Here is a 16,138-nt window from a genome sequence, read left to right on the forward strand (position 1 = left end):
GACAGCTATCTGGCCGGCCTGCACCTACGCGGAGCCGTGTTATGGATCCGAAGCCTCCGCCCAGTCTAAAGATCCGAACTTCGTACAGGCTCTAGATCGGCCTTCTGATCACCGGAGAGGGCATCCGAGCCGAGGATCTTGTCGGCCAACTGGTTCTCCCGCTGGTTGCCGCTGAACGCCGACACCGCGTCAGTGGTGCTCTTAGACATGCTGGTGAGCAGTGTTCCCAGTTGCTCCTTGCCCGACATGTCGCGGAACACATCCCCCTTGCCGAGCAGCTGCAATGCGTTCGCCATCGCGACCGGGTCCGGTGCCGCCGGCGGCGTCGCGATGCCGACGATCGGGGCCGGAAAGGCCGACGGTGAGAGGTTTCCCGGCTGCTGATAGCGGGACGCGGCGTCGACCGGGGCGATCTGCGGCGCCTCCTCTGGGACGGGTGAGGTCTGCCAGTCCCAGAAGCGGGTGTCGTCCTTGACCTCGCAGGCCGAGCACCGGCCCAGTTTGGACTCGGCGAACACACCGCGGGTAGGCAGGCCGACCAGCCTCTCGGCGGCGATGATGCCGGCCATGGCGTCGGCGTCGTCGCCGAGCTTCAGGTATTGGCGGATGACGTCGTCGCCCTCCTGCGACAGCGGCAGCGCGATCTCCGGCCCGGCCGATCCCACTACAGTGTTGTCGGCCAGCAGGTCGGCGACTGTGTACGGGCCAAGCCGCTCGTGGGACAACGGGGTTGAGGAACCCAGGAACAGCGGTTGGCGCTGAGAATGATCATGGTGCGGAAGGTAGGGACGGGTCTCGATGTGGTGAAGACGCGGCGGGCGGCCGGTGAGGGTCTGGGACGATCTGAGGCATGGCGCGTGGTGATGGTGGCGGCAGGGACGGCCGGGGCGAGCCCGAGTGGCGGCCGGTGACCGACGTGGACATGATGACCGCGGTCGTGCTGGAGCAGCTGGGTGCCAACCGTGATCAGTTGCGGACCCTGGAGCCGGCGCGGCGCGCTCCACATCTGCTGGACGACCACACCGTGGAGCGGATCAAGCAGGTGTTCGGGCAGCAGCGCGATGACATGTGGCTGTGGGTCGAGACCGGCGAGCGCTGGCAGGCCCAGGACCTGACCGCAGCCACCGCGGCGAAGGTCGATCAGTACGTGGCAGCGGTGGAGGCGTTCGCGGCGAGCAACACGGTCCTCCTGGCGCTGGCCGATGAGCTGGCCGCGGGCACGAGTGAGGCGACGCTGGCCAAGTCGGACCTGGAGCTGGGCTTGGAGGCGGTGGCGGGGGCGCTGGCTCGGCAGGTGAACCCGTTCCCGGACGCGTCGCCGGTGCGGGTCGCTACCCGCTGACGGCCGGCGACACTGATGAGGCGGCGTGGCCGTGGCTGACGGGCCTGGTGGTGGGCATGGTCGCCCCGGGTGAGTGGGACATCGTGATGATCGATGACCGCCTGGCCGTGGGGCTGGACGCGGGTGGGAACCCGGTGTACCCGGTCGGCCGCCGGACGGCCGAGGCGATTCGCCTGCGATAGCTCCCGCGTTCAGCCGTGCCTCCGGCGTTGACGGGGTCGGGCCCGTCAGGTCGCGGTTTGCTGATCGTGGTCGCGCAGCATGCGCAGGACGGTCGCGGCCGAGGGGTGACGTCCCTTCTTCTTGCCGCTGGTGATGACGAGCCGGGCGGCGATGTCGCGCAGGCTGAGGTCCTGGCCGCGCAGGTGCAGGGCCATGGCGAGCATGTTCTCGTCGGTGACGGCGGCGCCGCCGATGGCCTTGCCGCGGGCGCGGGCGGATTCGTGGCCTTCCAGGGTCCGGTCGCGGATGTACTCGCGTTCCATCCCGGACAAGGCCGCCAGCACGGTGAACACCACTCCGGAGGGGTCGTGGGAGCCTTGCAGCTCGCCGGTGAGGAACTCCAGGCCGATGCTGGCGGCGCGTAGCTGCTCGGCGAGGGCGGCCAGGTCGAGGCCGCGGCCGAGCCGTTTGTGCTCGTGGACGACCAGGGTGACCGCGACCCCGGCCGCGCGCAGTTCCCGGGCCAGGGTGACGGCCTTGTCGAGTTCGGGGCGGACGGTGGCGCGGGTGGAGATCTTCTCGGCGAAGACGCGGGTGACGCCGGCGGCCTTGAGGGCGTCGAGCTGGGTGTCCAGGGACTGGCGGAGGGTGGAGGCGCGGGCGTAGCCGATCCGCGCGTGCCCCGCGGGCTCGACGTCGGCCGCGGCCGGGCGAGGCAGCTCGGTCCAGGCCGAGCCCGGCTTGCGGATGGCCGGGGTTGGGACGTTGAGCGCCTTGGCGAACGCGGGCACGAGCCGGAAGCGGGCGGTGTGGTATTGGACGGCCACCTTGCCCCGGCCGGTGCGGCAGGGCGAGCCGGCTGGAGCGGCGCAGGAGGTCATCGGGCAGTCGTGGGCCTCCACGCGGAGGAAGTCGTCGTCGCGCACCCCGAGATCGTTTCATAAGACTGTTTCAGAGGGCCACTCGTTTGCACCGACTCATGAAACAGCGTTCGCCCTGCACGTGCCCGGCCGGAGGCGGTGTTTCATAGGTGTTCGTTTGTGAAACACCTCACCAGCCCGCGCCGCCAGGGTGTGGGCGAACCCTTCGCATCGACCTGGCCGCCTTCGCCAAGTGAGCCGGTCTTGAGATGCGGTCGCAGTAGCAGCAGATGCGGTCGATGATCTGATCCGCGGTCTTGGTCCACCTGAACGGCCTGGCGTTGTCGTTCCAGGTCTTGATCTATTCCTCCACAGCGGTCTTGAGAGCATCCAAGGAGCAGAAGTTGCCTTGCTCCAGACTGTAGTTCTGCGTCGCTCCAGCTCGGCGAACCCGCGTTCGACCTGGCTGATCCAGGAGGAGTAGATCGGGGTGAAGTACAGCACGAAACGCGGGTGGGCCAGCAGCCAGGCATGCACCACCGGCGCCTTATGCGGGGCAAGGTTGTCGCAGAGGAGATGGACCGCCAGGCCCGGCTCGACCTGGCGGTCGATCTCGTCCAGGAAGTCGCGGAAGTCGACGGCGCGGTGACGGGCCGACAGGTTGCCGATCATCCTGTCGGTGGCGGTGTTGAGTGCAGCGGACAGACGGCCATCCGGGCCGCCGGTGTTCCGATGGGGGACTCCCAAACGGAACACCCACGAACACCCACGAACGGCCACAACTCCAGCCACACGACTGGGGGTCTTCGTCGAGACGACTTGACCGCTCGCCAATCCGGGCGGCTGGGACAAGTCCGAAGGAAGGACGCCGGCCGGGCGCCCCGGCGGTTTTCGCAGGACGGCCGAAAAACATGACACAAGACGTCGGGTTTTAGAGCGATCATCGGTTCACCGGTCAGCGCCGATGGCGCGTGGACCGGGGCCCCACGGATAGACAAGGACCTCAATGCGCGAAACCCCCGAGGAGCTCAAGGAACTTCAGGCTCTCCTCGAAGCCTCCCTTTCCCGCTCTACCTCGCACCTCCGCTCGATCGTCACCGAGAACACCCTGACCGCGGAGCAGCTCACCCGGATCCTGACCGGAATGTGCACCCTCGCCCTGTCCACCGTGACGGCGAAGGGCGAGCCGCGGATCAGCGGCGTGGACGGGCACTTCCTGCACGGCAAGTGGCACTTCGGCACGGCGCGCGGCGCCGCCAAGGCCCGCCACCTCGCCGCCCGCCCCGCCGTCAGCGCCGCGCACATGCGCGGTGAGGACCTGGGCGTGTTCACCCACGGCACGGTGGAGATCCTCAACCCTGAGGACAGCGAACCGGCCGAGGACTGGCCGGACCTGCTCGCCTACTTCAAGGATTTCTACGGCGACTTCTCCGACTGGGACAACGACGTGGTCTACTACCGGCTGCATCCGCACTGGATGACCGCCTACGCCCCCGGCGTCGACAAGCTCACTTCGGTGCTGCGGTCCTGATCTGCAGCAGGGCCGCATCGAAAACCGGCCACGTGCTGAGGCGTTTGGTGAAGCGGCCGCTCGCCATCGTGACGAGCGGCCGCGTGGTGGCGTGATCGGTTTGTTCGGCATGGGGGGTGTCTGCCTGCCCATGTTCTGCTGTGTTGCGAGAGGATGGAGGAAGGTTGACTGCGTTCGTACGGGACGTCGCGGGTATCGAGTGCGAGACCATCGAGGTGGTGAGGGCTCGTACCAACAATCTGCGGGACGTGTCGGTGAGCATCCCCAAAGGGCAGCTTGTCGCGTTCACCGGAGTGAGCGGCAGCGGCAAGACCTCGCTGGCCGTCGATACCCTGCACAATGAGGCGCAGCTGCGGTATCTGGAGGGGCTTTCGCCATTCGTGCGGCAGTACATCACCCAGCGCAACCGGCCGAAGGTCGACCGCATCCGGGGACTCGGCGCGACGCTTGCGGTCGACCAGCGCCGTCTGAACCGCAACCCCCGCTCCACGGTCGCGACGATCACCGGCATCGACGGGCATCTGGGGCTGTTGTACTCGCGCCTTCCGGGAATCGGCGCGGACCCGGCGGCGGAGAGCGGGGACGGGCATCTGACGACCGCTCATTTCGACCGCAACACGCCGGAAGGGAGCTGTGCGGACTGCCACGGGGTGGGCGGGCGATGGCAGGCGCAGGAGGACCTGATCATCACCCATCCGGAGCTTCCGCTCTTCGAGGGGGCCTCGCCCTGGTACGCGAAGTGGCGGTCGGGGGAGCACGCGTTCGTGCCGGCGCTCGCCGAGAAACGCGGCGTGGACCTCGGCCGGCCGTGGCAGTCGCTGCCGGAGGAGTTCCGTCACTGTGTGCTGTACGGCACGGGTGAGGAGAAGATCGAGGCGACCGTCAACATGACGAACAAGAACGAGACGGCCCAGGTGACCTACACCTCCAGCCAGCCGCTGCGGGGCGCGCTCGCCGAGGTGGAGCGGGTGTTCGTGAACGCCCAGACCTCCAGCGCCAAGCAGCGCTACCTGCCGTACATGCGCAAGCAGCCGTGCGGCACCTGCGGCGGCAGCGGGTACGACCAGGTGGCCCGGTCGGTGCGGCTCGGCGGGCTGACCTATCCCGACCTGCTCAAGGTGGACGTACAAAAGGTACGCAGCTGGGCGGAGCGGGTGGCCGGCGACCTGGGCGCCCGGCAGCGCGAGGTGGGCGAGCCGCTGCTGCAAGACCTGGGCCGCAGGCTCGGGATACTCGACCGGCTCGGCCTGGCCCATCTCCAGCTGTCGCGAAGCGCGGCGACGCTGTCCGGGGGTGAGTTGCAGCGAACCCGGCTCGCCGCGCAGCTCAGCACCGAGCTGAGCGGCATCGTCTTCGTCCTGGACGAGCCCGGCACCGGGCTGCATCCGGCGGACAAGGCGCACCTGCTCGACATCGCCCTGGAGCTACGCAAGGCCGGCAATACGGTGCTCCTGGTCGAGCACGACCCTGAACTGATCGCCCGGGCCGATTGGGTGATCGATATGGGGCCCGGCGCGGGCCGCCTCGGCGGTGAGGTTCTGGTGTCGGGGCCTCCCGCCGACGCGGCCGCCCACCCGACGTCACTGACCGGCCGCTATCTGGCCGGTGAGGGGCCGCGGCTGCGCCGGACCCGCCGTCCGGCCGGGGAGGACACCGGCTGGGTGGAGCTGCACGGCTTGCGTGCGCACAATGTGACCGCGAACCTGGTGCGATTCCCCGCCGGTCGGCTCACCTGCCTGACCGGGGTGAGCGGCAGCGGCAAGAGCAGTCTGCTCGGCGCGCTCGCGGCGAGCGTGGAGGCCGCCCTGAACGGGACGATGACCGACACGGTGCGACAGGTGACCGGCCTGGAGGGATTCGATTGGGTCGCCGTCGTCGATCAGGAACCGCTCGGGCGCACGCCGCGGTCCAACCCGGCCACCTACAGCAAGGCGTTCGACATTGTCCGCAAGCTGTTCGCCGAAACCGACGTGGCGCGCGGATACGGGGTCAATGCCTCCTGGTTCAGCTTCAACACCGCGGGTGGTGGCCGCTGCGAGGTCTGCACCGGTTATGGCCGCAAGCTGGTCGACATGCACTTCCTGCCGGATGTGTGGGTGGTCTGCGACGCGTGCGAGGGCCGGCGCTACAGGCCGGAGGCTTTGGAGATCAGGTATCAGGGGTTGGCTATCGATCAGGTGCTGGAGCTGACCGTCGCCGAGGCTGTGGAGCGGTTCGCCGAGCCCCGGCAACTCGCGGAAATCCTGGGAGCCTTGAACCAGGTCGGGCTTGGCTATCTCCAGCTCGGCCAGAGCGCCACAGAGTTGTCCGGCGGCGAGGCGCAACGGCTGAAGCTGGCGTCCGCGATCCAGCGCGGTGCCGCGGGCCGCAAGGCCGGCCTTGTCGTTCTCGACGAACCCGTTTCGGGCCTGCACCCGTCTGACATCCAGCGTGTGGTGGATGCGCTCGATGTGTTGCTCGACTCGGGCAACACCGTCGTCGTGGCCGAACATGACATCCCCGTCGCCGCGTCCGCGGACTGGGTGATCGACCTGGGGCCGGGAGCCGGTCCGGACGGGGGCGCGGTGATCGCGGAGGGAACCCCGGACGCCGTCGCGACCGCGGACACTCCGACCGCCGGTTTCTTCCGGCGGTACGCGGCGGGTCTGCCACTCCTGGAAGTGCGAGAAGACGCGCGCTGCTGAGAGGGCGGGGCGCGTCTTGCTATGTGGCAGATCCCCGAACGGGTGTGCCGCATCGACGGCTTCCTGGGCCGGGCCCCGCCGCCGACGCCCTGCTGCAGCGAGCCATCACGGCTGCCTGTGGCGCGGGCATGGCCCTCTCCTGATCGAGGGTCAGGGTCGGCCGGAGCATCTGCCGTTCGGTCTCCGCCGACGACTTCACAGTGCCCTGAACTGCTGACCGCCAGTGCCCTGAACTGCTGACCGCCATCGAAGCGGCGCACGGCATGGTCGAAGACAGCCTCGGGCCTTCGCGGACACCACCTCGCGGACCGGCCTCCAGATCACCGGGGAATCGAGGAGGAAGGTCGCCAGGGCCGGGGCATCCCCCCCATCAATCCTCGTCGTCGGCGTCGTCGGCGTCAGGATCACGCAAGGCCCGCCGCCCGCCGCCCAGCTGCGGACGTTGAAAGGAGTAGCGGCCGTGCACGTTGATGTGCCGTCTGACAAAGGGACTGAGCCGGGCCACGTCGTCATCCAGCACCGGATAGCCCTGCGCCCGCAGCTGACGCAAGGCGTCGTCAATGTAGACCGTGTTCCACAGCACCAGGCAGTTCAAAACAATGCCCAGAGCTCCTAATTGATCCTCCATTCCCTCGTAGTACCGCTGGAACACCTGGCTTTTGCGGCCGTGGAAGACTTTCTGCGCCAAGTCGTGGCGGCCTTCCTGAAGGTTGCGGATGCCTTTGATGCCGCGCCGCATGCCCTCGTCGTCGATCAGCGCCAGCACATGCAGGCTTTTGAAGATCCGGCCGTAGGTGTTGATCGCCTCGCCCATCGCGGTCGGCCGGCCGTCGCGCTGCAGCATCCGTACCACGTCGTAGGGGTTGACGCCGCTGGTGTAGATAGAGCCGACCAGGCGCAGGATGTCCGGCCACCACCGGATGACCTTGCCCAGGTCCAGTCGCCCGCGCGCCAGCGCGTTCAGCGCCCCGTAATCGGCATCGGCCTGCACCCGCCACAACTTCTGGTCCGGCAGGTCGGCCAGCGCCGGCCGGTACTCTTTATCCAACAAATGCGCGAGCCCGAATACCAGATCGCTGTAAGATCCGGTATCGGTGACAATCACGTCAGCCCGGCGGCCCTCGCCCGAGCCGAAGATGACATCCAGCGCGTGCAAGCAATCCCGGTCGGTGCCGGACACGATTTTCGACGCGATACCGAACGCCTGATCATTAATCATATTTAACCATGTGATTCCGCGTTTCGGTCCAAAATATTTTTTGTTCGGCCGGGCGTACGCGGATGGCACCGGGACGACGAACCGCATTCCGTCGATGGCCGCGACCAAGCCGCCGCCCAGCGCCTGGGCGAAACCGATCCCAGCCTGCTTGGCGATCAAGTGCGGGTTGGCCGCGCCGTAGTTGTCGGCGCGCAGGTAGATGTGGTCGACGTAGCCGAGCCGGTGCCGCTCCAGCACGGGCACGCCCTTGACCGCGATCGGCCCGTAGGTGATGTTCAGCGCCTGCGCGGTCAGGCACGCCGCCACCGAGATGTCCAGGTTGTCCAGATGCGGGCCGGTGCCCGCGATCGAGGTGAAGGCCTCCATGAACTTCGGGCACCAGCCCAGCACCTCCACGACCGCCTCGGAGATGTCCACCCGCGGCATCATCGCCTCCACCCGCTTGCGCAGGTCGATCAGAGACGGCGGCTCCTCGATCGCCTTGACGCTGGCCACGTGGATCTTGCCGTCGTCGTCGATGGTGACCGAGGTGTTGGCGGCCAGCCCGGCCCGCACCACCCGGTAGGCGCGATCCAGCCGCTCGGCGTGTTCGGCCAGCAACTCTGCTGGGTCTTCGGGCAGGCCCAGGTCGGTCAGCACGCTGTCCTTGACCGCCGTCCACGCCGCGCCCTTGAGCAGCTGGGCGTCCGGGTCGCGCCACCGGCTGGAGGCGGGCGCGTGGATCTCGCGGCGTTTGAGGTGGCGGTGGAACTGCTCCAGCACGCAGAACACGTACGCGTTGCGATCGATCAGCCCATCCGTGCGGGCCGGATGGCCGAACACCAGCCGCTTCCACGGCCCTGTCACCACCAGCGGGTCGATCAGCCGCACCGGCAGCACCGTGACCGGATGGTGGCGCGAGCGGTAGGCCAGCGCGTCCGGCAGGGCCTTCATCGCGGCCAGCACCCGCGCGCCCTCGGCGTTGGCCTCGAACGCGATCACCGGGGTCAACAGCTTCACGAACCCCGACACGGTGGCATACTTTCTCGCCATCTCCGCCCGCCAGCCGCCGTCGTCCTCGGCGTCCGGCGGCGGCACCAGCCCGATCACGGTGGCCACCGCCGAGCGCAGCTGGGCACGCGGCACGACCGCGTCGATCATCTCCCACACCTCGAACAGCCGCACGTCCTCGCTCCATCCCTCGGCCTCCAGCAGCACCTCCACCGCCTGGGCCAGCCAGGCCGAGGCCTTGGCCAGCCGCGGATGCTTGACCACCTTCTGCTTGTCGGCCTCCCGCTGCGCCTTGCCGAGCAGCTCGGTCACCATGAGCAGGTCCAGCAGCTCCAGCGTGTCGTCGATGGTCTTGGTCTCCAGCCGCTGCGCGGTGGCCAGCAACGTGGCCAGGCGCCGCGAGGCGGGATGCTTCTTCAACTGGGAGGAGTGCGCGGTCAGGCCGTAGCGGGCCAGCTCGTCCAGCCGCCGCTGCGGCACTGCGGCGTCCAGCTCCAGCCGGCCGAGCTCAGTGCCGCCGATCTCGGCCACCAGGTCCAGCGACTTGACGATCTGCGGCCCGGACGCCTTCGACGGGCCACTCCGCCAGCGCTCCAGATCCGAGACCTTCTTGCCCGGCGGCACCTCCAGCAGCAGATCCAGCACCGCCCGCTGCTGCGCGCTGGGCAGCGCGGCCAGGGTGTCGTGCAGCTGGCGCGTGGCCCGCTCCCGCTCGCGCGCCACCAGCCGGGTCAGCGTGCTGATCCCGGGCAGCAGCACGTCGTTCTGCCGCAGCCAGCGCACCGCGTACTGGAAGCACGCGGTCGGGCCGTCGCCGGTGTTCCAGGCGTGCGCCCGCACCTTACCCGCCAACTCGACCTCGGCCGAGGCGAAATCCTTCAGCCCGAACGCCTTGGCGATCTCCCAGGTATGTTCCAGCCGTGTCTTGTCCCGCTCGGTGTAGCGCTTCACGCAGGATGGATCCTCGATCTGCAGTTGGCCGGCGACGACGTCCAGGACCTCGTTCGGCACCTCCAGCGGGTCGGCCAGGAAGCACCCCAGGTAACGAACGGTCACGAGCTGGAGGGCGAAGCCGCACCGGATGTGCCGGCCGCGATGCCCCTTGATCAGGGCCATGTCCTCGTTGTCGAGGAAGAAGATCTTCTCCATCTCGGCCCGTGAAGGCGGACCGTCGTAACGGCCGTACTTCGCCGCTTCTGAGTCGCTCAGGAAGTCGACAGGCATGTACGCAACGTATGACCCAACAGACACAGCGTCATCAGAGCAACACAACCGTTATCAACCGCTACCTACCGTCACCCCACGTAGATCAAAGTCGTGCTGTGAGACCGAACGGAATCCGGCGTTAACCACGTCCGGAAGACCACAGCGGCAGGGGTTACTGACCTGGGAGAACCCCGTTAACGCCGGATTCCGTTCCAAATCTCTCTGACCCCCGCTACCGCTGGGACGCGTACACGTTGGCCCCCGGCCCCAAGACGTTGCTGATGATGCACGGCGCGGAGCACATCCTCGGCGGCATCTCCGGCTATGACGCGGCGGAGACCTCCGACGAGAACCCGGCGCGGGTCGCCGTGCTCCGCGCCATGGTCTGGGTGTATCTGTGTTCGCAGCTCTACCCGGCCGACCCGGCCTGGCAGCACGCGGTCGCGGCGCTCGATATCGGCTCTGTCGAATCCAAGTAGGCCGCAGGAGCCGACGGCCGGCAGTAGCGGCGACTCATGGCGGTCCGGGAACCGGAATCTGTGCCACGGCGCCGTCCACGACGGCGATGTGGTCAGCGGTCCAGCAGGCAAGGACACCACGCGAGCCATACGGTGACCGCCGTCGGCCACATCGATGTGACCGCCACCGACGAGGAGACCCTGATCGGCCTGCGCCGCGCGTGGCCGGGCACCCTCATCATGCACCCGAGCGTGCCGCCTTCCCCCAAGCAGACCGGGCGCGACGAGGCCGACCACTGGCTCGGGCTGGGCGCCGACCTCATCAGCTTCGGACGCGCCTTCATCGCCAACCCTGACTTGGTCGAACGCCTGCGCAACGGGCTCCCGATCGCGCCCGTCGACGAGGAGACGTTCTACCAGGGCGGCGACAGGGGCTACCTGACCTACTCGGCGTATCAGTACGCGGCCTGACCCTCTGCAGCCACCGGCTGTGGGCCTGCCATGACGTGGCGGTGTGCGAACTACCACCACCTCGGCGACAAGGACGGCCTGGTCCAGGCGATGGCCACCGACGCCTTCGAGCGCCATCGGGGGCGCAAGCGTCGGCGCCACCGGCGTCACGCCGCCGACTTGCGGCGCGGCTGGGACCTGCACGTTAAGGTCCGCGTGGACAACTCCGCGCTCTACGAGCTCATGTACGGCCGCCCCACGATGGAGCGGACCTCGCGCCTACGGCCCACCGCCGCCTCGCCCGACGTCATCACCGCCGCCGCCCGGCTGCGCGACCTGCTGCCGCGCGGCCCGGTGGCCTCCCTGAGAGCGTCAGAACCGGTGGCCTCCCTGAGAGCGTCAGAAACGGCGCTGCTGCACGACTGGCTCGACGTACTCGGCACCGCCGAGCCGGACCGGCAGCCGCCATCACAACCGAGGAAGTGAACATGTCTCAATCACCGCAGACCATGACTCCCGAGCAGATCGAGGAGATCCTGCAGAGCATCGCCGGCAGTTTCCGCGAGTCGCTGCGCTCGCCGATCCTGCACACGCCGGCCGAGGCCGGCCTGGACTTCGAGGACGTCACGTTCCCGTCCCAGGACGGCGTGCCGCTGGAGGGCTGGTTCATCCCGGCCGAAGGGTCCGACAAGATCATCGTCGCGAACCATCCGCGCTGGTTCAGCCGTTCCGGGCTCCCCGCGCACCTTGAGCCGTGGAAGTCGCTCGGCGCCGCAACCGGCAACGACTTCGAGGTGAACTTCGTGCCGGACTACAAGATCCTCCACGACGCCGGCTACCACGTGCTCGCCTACGATCTGCGCAACTTCGGCCACAGCGGCGCCGCCAACGGCGGCATCTTCACCGTCGGGCGCTTCGAGTCCCGCGACGTCATCGGCTCGCTGCGCTACGTCCGCAGCCGCCCCGACACCAAGGACCTGACGATCGGCCTGTTCAGCCGGTGTGTGGGCGGCAACGCGACGATGTTCGCGATGGGGACGCATCCCGAGGAGTTCGAGGGCGTGCGGTGCATGGTCTCGCCGCAACCGCTGTCGGCCGGCGTCGCGCTGGAGCGGGCGCTCGAGCTCCTCGGGATCCCGGCCCGCTACATCGACGACCTGGACGACCGCATCAGGCTGCACACCAGCTTCAAGCTGGCGGAGTTCTCGCCGGTGCCGTGGGCGAAGAGCGTCATGATCCCGACGCTGCTCTACCAAGTCCACGACGATCTGTACACCCGGCCTGAGGACGTCCAGGCCATGTACGACAACATCCCGGTCGCCGAGAAGAAGCTGTTCTGGATTGAAGGCACGACGCGGCGCTGGGACGGATACACCTACTTCCAGAAGGACCCGAACCAGATGCTCGACTGGTTCGGCACGTACATGAAGTGAACGGTGGCGCGGGGCTCTCGCCGACGAGAGCCCCGCGCCGTCAAATGGTGCCCAGGACCCTGTTGACGAAGTCCGCCGGTTGCGCCCGCAACCTCTCGGGCGTCGTACGCTCCTGGCCGGCCAGGCGTTCCACCAGGTCGGCCCGAACGGTGGCGAGCGGAGCGCGGGCGGTGAAGTCGCTGTCGGCCAGGCCCGGGATCTGGTCGAGCACGCGCTGCTCGGGAGGGGTGACGGGACCCAGGGGCGGCGGGCCGGTCTCCACGGCTTCCCTGGCCGGTTCGAGACGCGCCTCGTACAGGGTGCGGGCAGGCCGGCGCGGTCGCCGAACGCGCGGAGAGCGTTCCCTTGCCGACGAGCTGGGTGTGGCGGCGATGTCGCTCGACCATCACGTGCCGAACAAGGACGCGATCCTCGACGGCGTGGTCGACCTGGTGTTCGCGGCGATCGAGCTGCCCAACGCCGAGTGCGGCGGCCGGCGCGAGGCGATCCGGGCGCGCCCTCTCCGCGCGTACGGTCATGTCGCGGCACAGCTGGGCGCTCGACCTCCAAGGACTCCCGCCGCAACCCGGGCCCGACGACGCTACGCCACCACGACGCTGTCCTCGGCGTCCTGCGGGAGGCGGGGTTCACCCTGCCGATGGCCGCCCACGCCGTCTCGCTCACCGACAGCCATGTCGGCGGATTCGTCCTGCAAGAGGCCAACCTGCTGGTGACGGCCCCGGACGAGGTCGGGAAGGTGGCCGGCGGCATCCTCGAGGGCCTATCGGGGGACGAGTTGCCGTACCTCACGGAACTCGACATTGGGCCGATCCGCCAGATCGGCCGACACCATGATGTTGGCACCCCAGCTCACCACGCCGATTCTCGACCACGGCGAGCAGGAGGCATGGCGGTGTCATCGGTTGTCCGGGGCCATGGCGCGCCGGACGCTCTCGCGGAGCAGGGCGCGGCGCCGTTCATGCAGCTCAGAGGGCTCCTCGGCGGTCGCCGCGTAGACGTTGCTGACCGGCGACCACGCCATCGACATGGCGATGACCATGGCCATCAGGTCGAACGGATCTCCCTCGCGCACCAGGCCGGTGGCCTGTGCCTCGGCGATGGCGCGTAGTTTGCCGTCGTCGAGGCGGTCGGGGTCGGCCACCAGGTGACCCGCCGGGTGTCGCTCCAGGCGCGCCCAGGTGGCCAGGCGGATGAGGTCGGGACGGCGGAGATATTCGTCGTAGAGACGCACGGCCCAGTCGGCGAGGTCGGTGGCGTCGATCGGGACGACGTTGACGATCCGCTCCAGCGAGCCGAGAAAGATGGCGTCGAAGAGCCCTTCCTTGCTGCCGAAGTAGGCGTAGAGCTGGGCCTTGTTGGTGCGGGCGGCGGCGACGATCCGCTCGATGCGCGCCCCGGCGATCCCGTGCTCGGCAAACTCCTGGGTCGCCACCTCGAGGATGCGCTTGTGCGTCGCGGCTCCGCGCGAGGTCAGGGACAGGTCGGGCATGTACGCCACCGTACCAAACAGAACAGTTGGTTTGCCTTGATGCGCCTCATCCAGCTACGGTGAACAAACCGAACAGTCTGTTTGAGGAGTGCATGGTGAGGACCACAGTCGGCTGGCAGGCGGGTCCGGCGGCGACGCTGCGGCGGACGCCGCTGAAACGGCGCGAGCTACGTCCGGATGATCTCGCCGTACGCGTCGACTACTGCGGCGTGTGCCACAGCGACCTGCATGCCCTCGACGTCCACGACGGCGCGGGAGACGCGCCACTGGTGCCGGGGCACGAGTTCACGGGCGTCGTGACCGAGGTCGGATTCGAGGTCGCCGGGTTCGCCGTCGGCGATCCGGTGGCGGTGGGCAACATCGTCGATTCCTGCGGCGAGTGCGCGATGTGCCGCGCCGGCCAGGAGAACTTCTGCCATGCGTTCCCGACCCTGACCTACGGCGGCGCCGACCGGCACGACGGCTCGACCACCCTCGGGGGTTTCTCCCGCGAGTGCGTCGTCCGCGATCGTTTCGCCTACCCTCTTCCCGCCGGCCTGGACCCGGCCGCCGCCGCTCCCCTGCTCTGCGCAGGGATCACCGTCTGGGAGCCGCTGCGGGCACTCGGCGTGGGGCCGGAGACCCGTGTCGCCGTGGCGGGACTGGGCGGGCTGGGCCACCTGGCGGTCAAGATGGCCGTGGCGCTCGGCGCCGACACCTGGGTCATCAGCCGCTCCGGGGACAAGGCCGAGGACGCCCGCCGCCTCGGCGCTCACGGGCTCCTCGTCTCCGCGGACCGGGACCGGATGGCGGCGGCCCGCGACTCGTTCGACGTCGTCATCGACACCATCTCCGCCCCGCACGACCTGGCTCCGTACCTGCGCCTGGTCGCCATGGACGGGACGCTCAGCCATCTCGGCCACCTCGGATCGGTCACCGTGGAGATGATGGATCTGCTCGTGGGACGCAAGAAGCTCAGCTCCGCGGGCAGCGGCGGCAGGCCCGCGACCGCCGCCATGCTGGACTTCTGCGCCGCGCACGGCGTCGGCGCCGACATCGAGATCCTCCCGTCGTCGCGGGTGAACGAGGCCCTCGACCGCCTCCGGCGTAACGACGTCCGCTACCGCTTCGTCCTCGACCTGTCCGATCTGGACTGAGCCGTCCGGGTGTGCTCGTCCGCGGCTCATCACGGCCGTCGACGTACGCCCACAGCAACCCCTCCTGCGTCCCCAGCCCCAGCCGACCAAGGGCTCCCCATCGGAGATGTGCAAGGACACGAGGCGATCGGCGCAGATCACCTCAGACATCGTCCAGATCCAGACACGCGACAGAGCCGTCATGATTCCGATTCTGACCAAGCTTCCCGCCCCCGGCTACGCCACCCACGCTCCCGTCTCGTCCACTCACGCGAACCAGCTCAAAGCGGGTTTGGCGGGTCGGCCCCGAGTTCTCCGTCAGCAGCAGGGAGACCCGTTCGGTGTCACCTCCGTAGCCGACTAAGGTCTGTCTCGAAGTGTTGATCAACGGCGCGTCGGAGCCGGACAAGCGAAGAGGTCTCCGGTAACCAAGAAGAACCTGTAATCGGGACCTCGTGGCCACCTTGCCGGTGACGCGGCGGTTCGACCTCACCGATGCGCAGTGAGCGCGGCTGGAGCCGCTGCTGCCCGCACCCAAAAGGCCAGGTCGCCCGTCGCGGTGGAGCAAGCGCCAGCTGATCGATGGAATCCGCTGGCGGGTCCGAGTCGGCGCGCCCTGGTGGGACGTGCCGGAGTGCTACAGCTCCTGGCAGGCCGTCTACAGCTTGTTCCGCCGCTGGCAGCGGGCGGGCATCTGGCAGCAGATCCTCACCTGGTTGCAAGCGATTGCCGATGCCCAGAGCCTGCTCGGCTGGCAGGTCGGCGTGGGCTCCACCATCTGCCGGGCGCACCAGCAGCCGCTCCTTCCACGCCTTCGCGGCGTCCTTGAAGTCACCGCGTCATCTTGTCGGTGCCGTACAGCACGAACGGCGGCAGCACTTCCACGCCCGGGTAATACAGAATCCCGTGGTGGATCGGGAACAGCAGGTCCTCGATCGGGCCGTGGATCCCGCGATCGGTGTAGTGGGACTCCGGGCGCCCCGACGGTCACCGACAGGATCGCCCGCCCCTGCAGCTCATCATGGGCAAGACCCGGCACAAGAACCCCCGCACCGCCATGCGTTACGTCAAACCCGGAGCTGAGGCCATCGCCAAGATCACCGACCCGCGTTCCGCATAATTCGGGGTTCCTGGAGGTCGTAGCGACCTGAACGCGCAGGTCAGGGACTTGAAGTCTGGGTCGACGGCCGGATTCGCCT

Annotated in this window: 15 protein-coding genes and 2 pseudogenes; 11 read left to right on the forward strand and 6 right to left on the reverse strand. The window is 68.5% G+C overall.

Features of this window, described 5'->3' with window-relative positions; genetic code table 11:
* Positions 1 to 65 precede the first annotated feature (65 nt).
* Complete coding sequence (locus AB0I79_RS62020) at positions 66 to 725, reverse strand: hypothetical protein (RefSeq protein WP_357895714.1); 660 nt, start codon at positions 723 to 725, stop codon at positions 66 to 68.
* A 125-nt stretch (positions 726 to 850) separates the two neighbouring features.
* On the opposite strand from AB0I79_RS62020, the gene AB0I79_RS62025 reads away from it, so the two are divergent.
* Both AB0I79_RS62025 and AB0I79_RS62030 read left to right on the forward strand, forming a co-directional pair.
* Positions 851 to 1,342 carry a hypothetical protein gene (locus AB0I79_RS62025; RefSeq protein ID WP_357895716.1) on the forward strand — a complete coding sequence of 164 codons (492 nt, stop codon included), beginning with the start codon at positions 851 to 853 and terminating at the stop codon, positions 1,340 to 1,342.
* Between the two features lie 56 nt (positions 1,343 to 1,398).
* Positions 1,399 to 1,524: a hypothetical protein gene (locus tag AB0I79_RS62030; RefSeq protein ID WP_357895719.1), complete on the forward strand. Its 126-nt coding sequence runs from the start codon at positions 1,399 to 1,401 to the stop codon at positions 1,522 to 1,524.
* Positions 1,525 to 1,569: 45 nt separating this feature from the next.
* On the opposite strand, the gene AB0I79_RS62035 is transcribed toward AB0I79_RS62030, so the two are convergent.
* Together AB0I79_RS62035 and AB0I79_RS62040 are read right to left on the reverse strand one after the other, a co-directional pair.
* Positions 1,570 to 2,430 carry a recombinase family protein gene (locus AB0I79_RS62035; protein WP_357895721.1) on the reverse strand — a complete coding sequence of 287 codons (861 nt, stop codon included), beginning with the start codon at positions 2,428 to 2,430 and terminating at the stop codon, positions 1,570 to 1,572.
* Positions 2,431 to 2,481: 51 nt separating this feature from the next.
* Positions 2,482 to 3,282 carry a transposase gene (locus AB0I79_RS62040; protein ID WP_357895725.1) on the reverse strand — a complete coding sequence of 267 codons (801 nt, stop codon included), beginning with the start codon at positions 3,280 to 3,282 and terminating at the stop codon, positions 2,482 to 2,484.
* Between the two features lie 88 nt (positions 3,283 to 3,370).
* Here AB0I79_RS62040 and AB0I79_RS62045 point away from each other — a divergent pair, with 88 nt between their 5' ends.
* Together AB0I79_RS62045 and AB0I79_RS62050 are read left to right on the forward strand one after the other, a co-directional pair.
* Positions 3,371 to 3,895, forward strand: coding sequence for a pyridoxamine 5'-phosphate oxidase family protein (locus tag AB0I79_RS62045; protein ID WP_357895728.1), 525 nt, complete (start codon positions 3,371 to 3,373; stop codon positions 3,893 to 3,895).
* A 164-nt stretch (positions 3,896 to 4,059) separates the two neighbouring features.
* A complete protein-coding gene (locus AB0I79_RS62050) occupies positions 4,060 to 6,579 on the forward strand; it encodes an excinuclease ABC subunit UvrA (protein ID WP_357895731.1) in 2,520 nt (839 codons plus the stop codon).
* A gap of 370 nt (positions 6,580 to 6,949) precedes the next feature.
* On the opposite strand, the gene AB0I79_RS62055 is transcribed toward AB0I79_RS62050, so the two are convergent.
* On the reverse strand, positions 6,950 to 10,012 hold the full coding sequence (locus tag AB0I79_RS62055) for a Tn3 family transposase (protein ID WP_357895734.1): 3,063 nt from the start codon (positions 10,010 to 10,012) through the stop codon (positions 6,950 to 6,952).
* A gap of 263 nt (positions 10,013 to 10,275) precedes the next feature.
* Here AB0I79_RS62055 and AB0I79_RS62060 point away from each other — a divergent pair, with 263 nt between their 5' ends.
* The 4 genes and pseudogenes from AB0I79_RS62060 (at position 10,276) to AB0I79_RS62075 (ending at position 12,335) form a co-directional block, all read left to right on the forward strand.
* Positions 10,276 to 10,473 carry a hypothetical protein gene (locus AB0I79_RS62060; RefSeq protein ID WP_357895736.1) on the forward strand — a complete coding sequence of 66 codons (198 nt, stop codon included), beginning with the start codon at positions 10,276 to 10,278 and terminating at the stop codon, positions 10,471 to 10,473.
* A gap of 141 nt (positions 10,474 to 10,614) precedes the next feature.
* A pseudogene (locus AB0I79_RS62065) lies at positions 10,615 to 10,923 on the forward strand (alkene reductase); the annotation flags it as partial.
* Between the two features lie 30 nt (positions 10,924 to 10,953).
* The gene (locus tag AB0I79_RS62070; RefSeq protein ID WP_357895739.1) at positions 10,954 to 11,388 is read left to right on the forward strand and encodes a hypothetical protein; all 435 of its coding nucleotides are present in this window, start codon (positions 10,954 to 10,956) and stop codon (positions 11,386 to 11,388) included.
* 2 nt (positions 11,389 to 11,390) lie between these two features.
* Positions 11,391 to 12,335, forward strand: a complete 945-nt coding sequence (locus AB0I79_RS62075; RefSeq protein WP_357895741.1) for an alpha/beta hydrolase — start codon at positions 11,391 to 11,393, stop codon at positions 12,333 to 12,335.
* Positions 12,336 to 12,375: 40 nt separating this feature from the next.
* Here AB0I79_RS62075 and AB0I79_RS62080 read toward each other — a convergent pair whose 3' ends face one another.
* Positions 12,376 to 12,597, reverse strand: a complete 222-nt coding sequence (locus tag AB0I79_RS62080) for a hypothetical protein (protein ID WP_357895743.1) — start codon at positions 12,595 to 12,597, stop codon at positions 12,376 to 12,378.
* A 201-nt stretch (positions 12,598 to 12,798) separates the two neighbouring features.
* Between AB0I79_RS62080 and AB0I79_RS62085 the strand changes: the two are divergent.
* A pseudogene (locus AB0I79_RS62085) lies at positions 12,799 to 12,984 on the forward strand (TetR/AcrR family transcriptional regulator); the annotation flags it as partial.
* 246 nt (positions 12,985 to 13,230) lie between these two features.
* Here AB0I79_RS62085 and AB0I79_RS62090 read toward each other — a convergent pair.
* Positions 13,231 to 13,824: a TetR family transcriptional regulator gene (locus AB0I79_RS62090; RefSeq protein WP_357895745.1), complete on the reverse strand. Its 594-nt coding sequence runs from the start codon at positions 13,822 to 13,824 to the stop codon at positions 13,231 to 13,233.
* Positions 13,825 to 13,916: 92 nt separating this feature from the next.
* Here AB0I79_RS62090 and AB0I79_RS62095 point away from each other — a divergent pair, with 92 nt between their 5' ends.
* Positions 13,917 to 14,960 carry an NAD(P)-dependent alcohol dehydrogenase gene (locus AB0I79_RS62095; RefSeq protein WP_357895748.1) on the forward strand — a complete coding sequence of 348 codons (1,044 nt, stop codon included), beginning with the start codon at positions 13,917 to 13,919 and terminating at the stop codon, positions 14,958 to 14,960.
* A 491-nt stretch (positions 14,961 to 15,451) separates the two neighbouring features.
* Positions 15,452 to 16,090 carry a transposase gene (locus AB0I79_RS62100; RefSeq protein ID WP_357895751.1) on the forward strand — a complete coding sequence of 213 codons (639 nt, stop codon included), beginning with the start codon at positions 15,452 to 15,454 and terminating at the stop codon, positions 16,088 to 16,090.
* Positions 16,091 to 16,138: the final 48 nt, after the last annotated feature.

This window comes from Nonomuraea sp. NPDC050202, from assembly GCF_040656115.1.
In the GTDB taxonomy this organism is placed as follows: domain Bacteria; phylum Actinomycetota; class Actinomycetes; order Streptosporangiales; family Streptosporangiaceae; genus Nonomuraea.

Bases quoted from the DNA above. Each gene is read 5' to 3' on its own strand.
- AB0I79_RS62070 (WP_357895739.1), top strand. From the start codon at position 10,954: ATGACGTGGCGGTGTGCGAACTACCACCACCTCGGCGACAAGGACGGC.
- AB0I79_RS62030 (WP_357895719.1), top strand. From the start codon at position 1,399: ATGGTCGCCCCGGGTGAGTGGGACATCGTGATGATCGATGACCGCCTG.
- AB0I79_RS62095 (WP_357895748.1), top strand. From the start codon at position 13,917: ATGGTGAGGACCACAGTCGGCTGGCAGGCGGGTCCGGCGGCGACGCTG.
- AB0I79_RS62075 (WP_357895741.1), top strand. From the start codon at position 11,391: ATGTCTCAATCACCGCAGACCATGACTCCCGAGCAGATCGAGGAGATC.
- AB0I79_RS62045 (WP_357895728.1), top strand. From the start codon at position 3,371: ATGCGCGAAACCCCCGAGGAGCTCAAGGAACTTCAGGCTCTCCTCGAA.
- AB0I79_RS62025 (WP_357895716.1), top strand. From the start codon at position 851: ATGGCGCGTGGTGATGGTGGCGGCAGGGACGGCCGGGGCGAGCCCGAG.
- AB0I79_RS62060 (WP_357895736.1), top strand. From the start codon at position 10,276: ATGATGCACGGCGCGGAGCACATCCTCGGCGGCATCTCCGGCTATGAC.
- AB0I79_RS62090 (WP_357895745.1), bottom strand. From the start codon at position 13,824: ATGCCCGACCTGTCCCTGACCTCGCGCGGAGCCGCGACGCACAAGCGC.
- AB0I79_RS62055 (WP_357895734.1), bottom strand. From the start codon at position 10,012: ATGCCTGTCGACTTCCTGAGCGACTCAGAAGCGGCGAAGTACGGCCGT.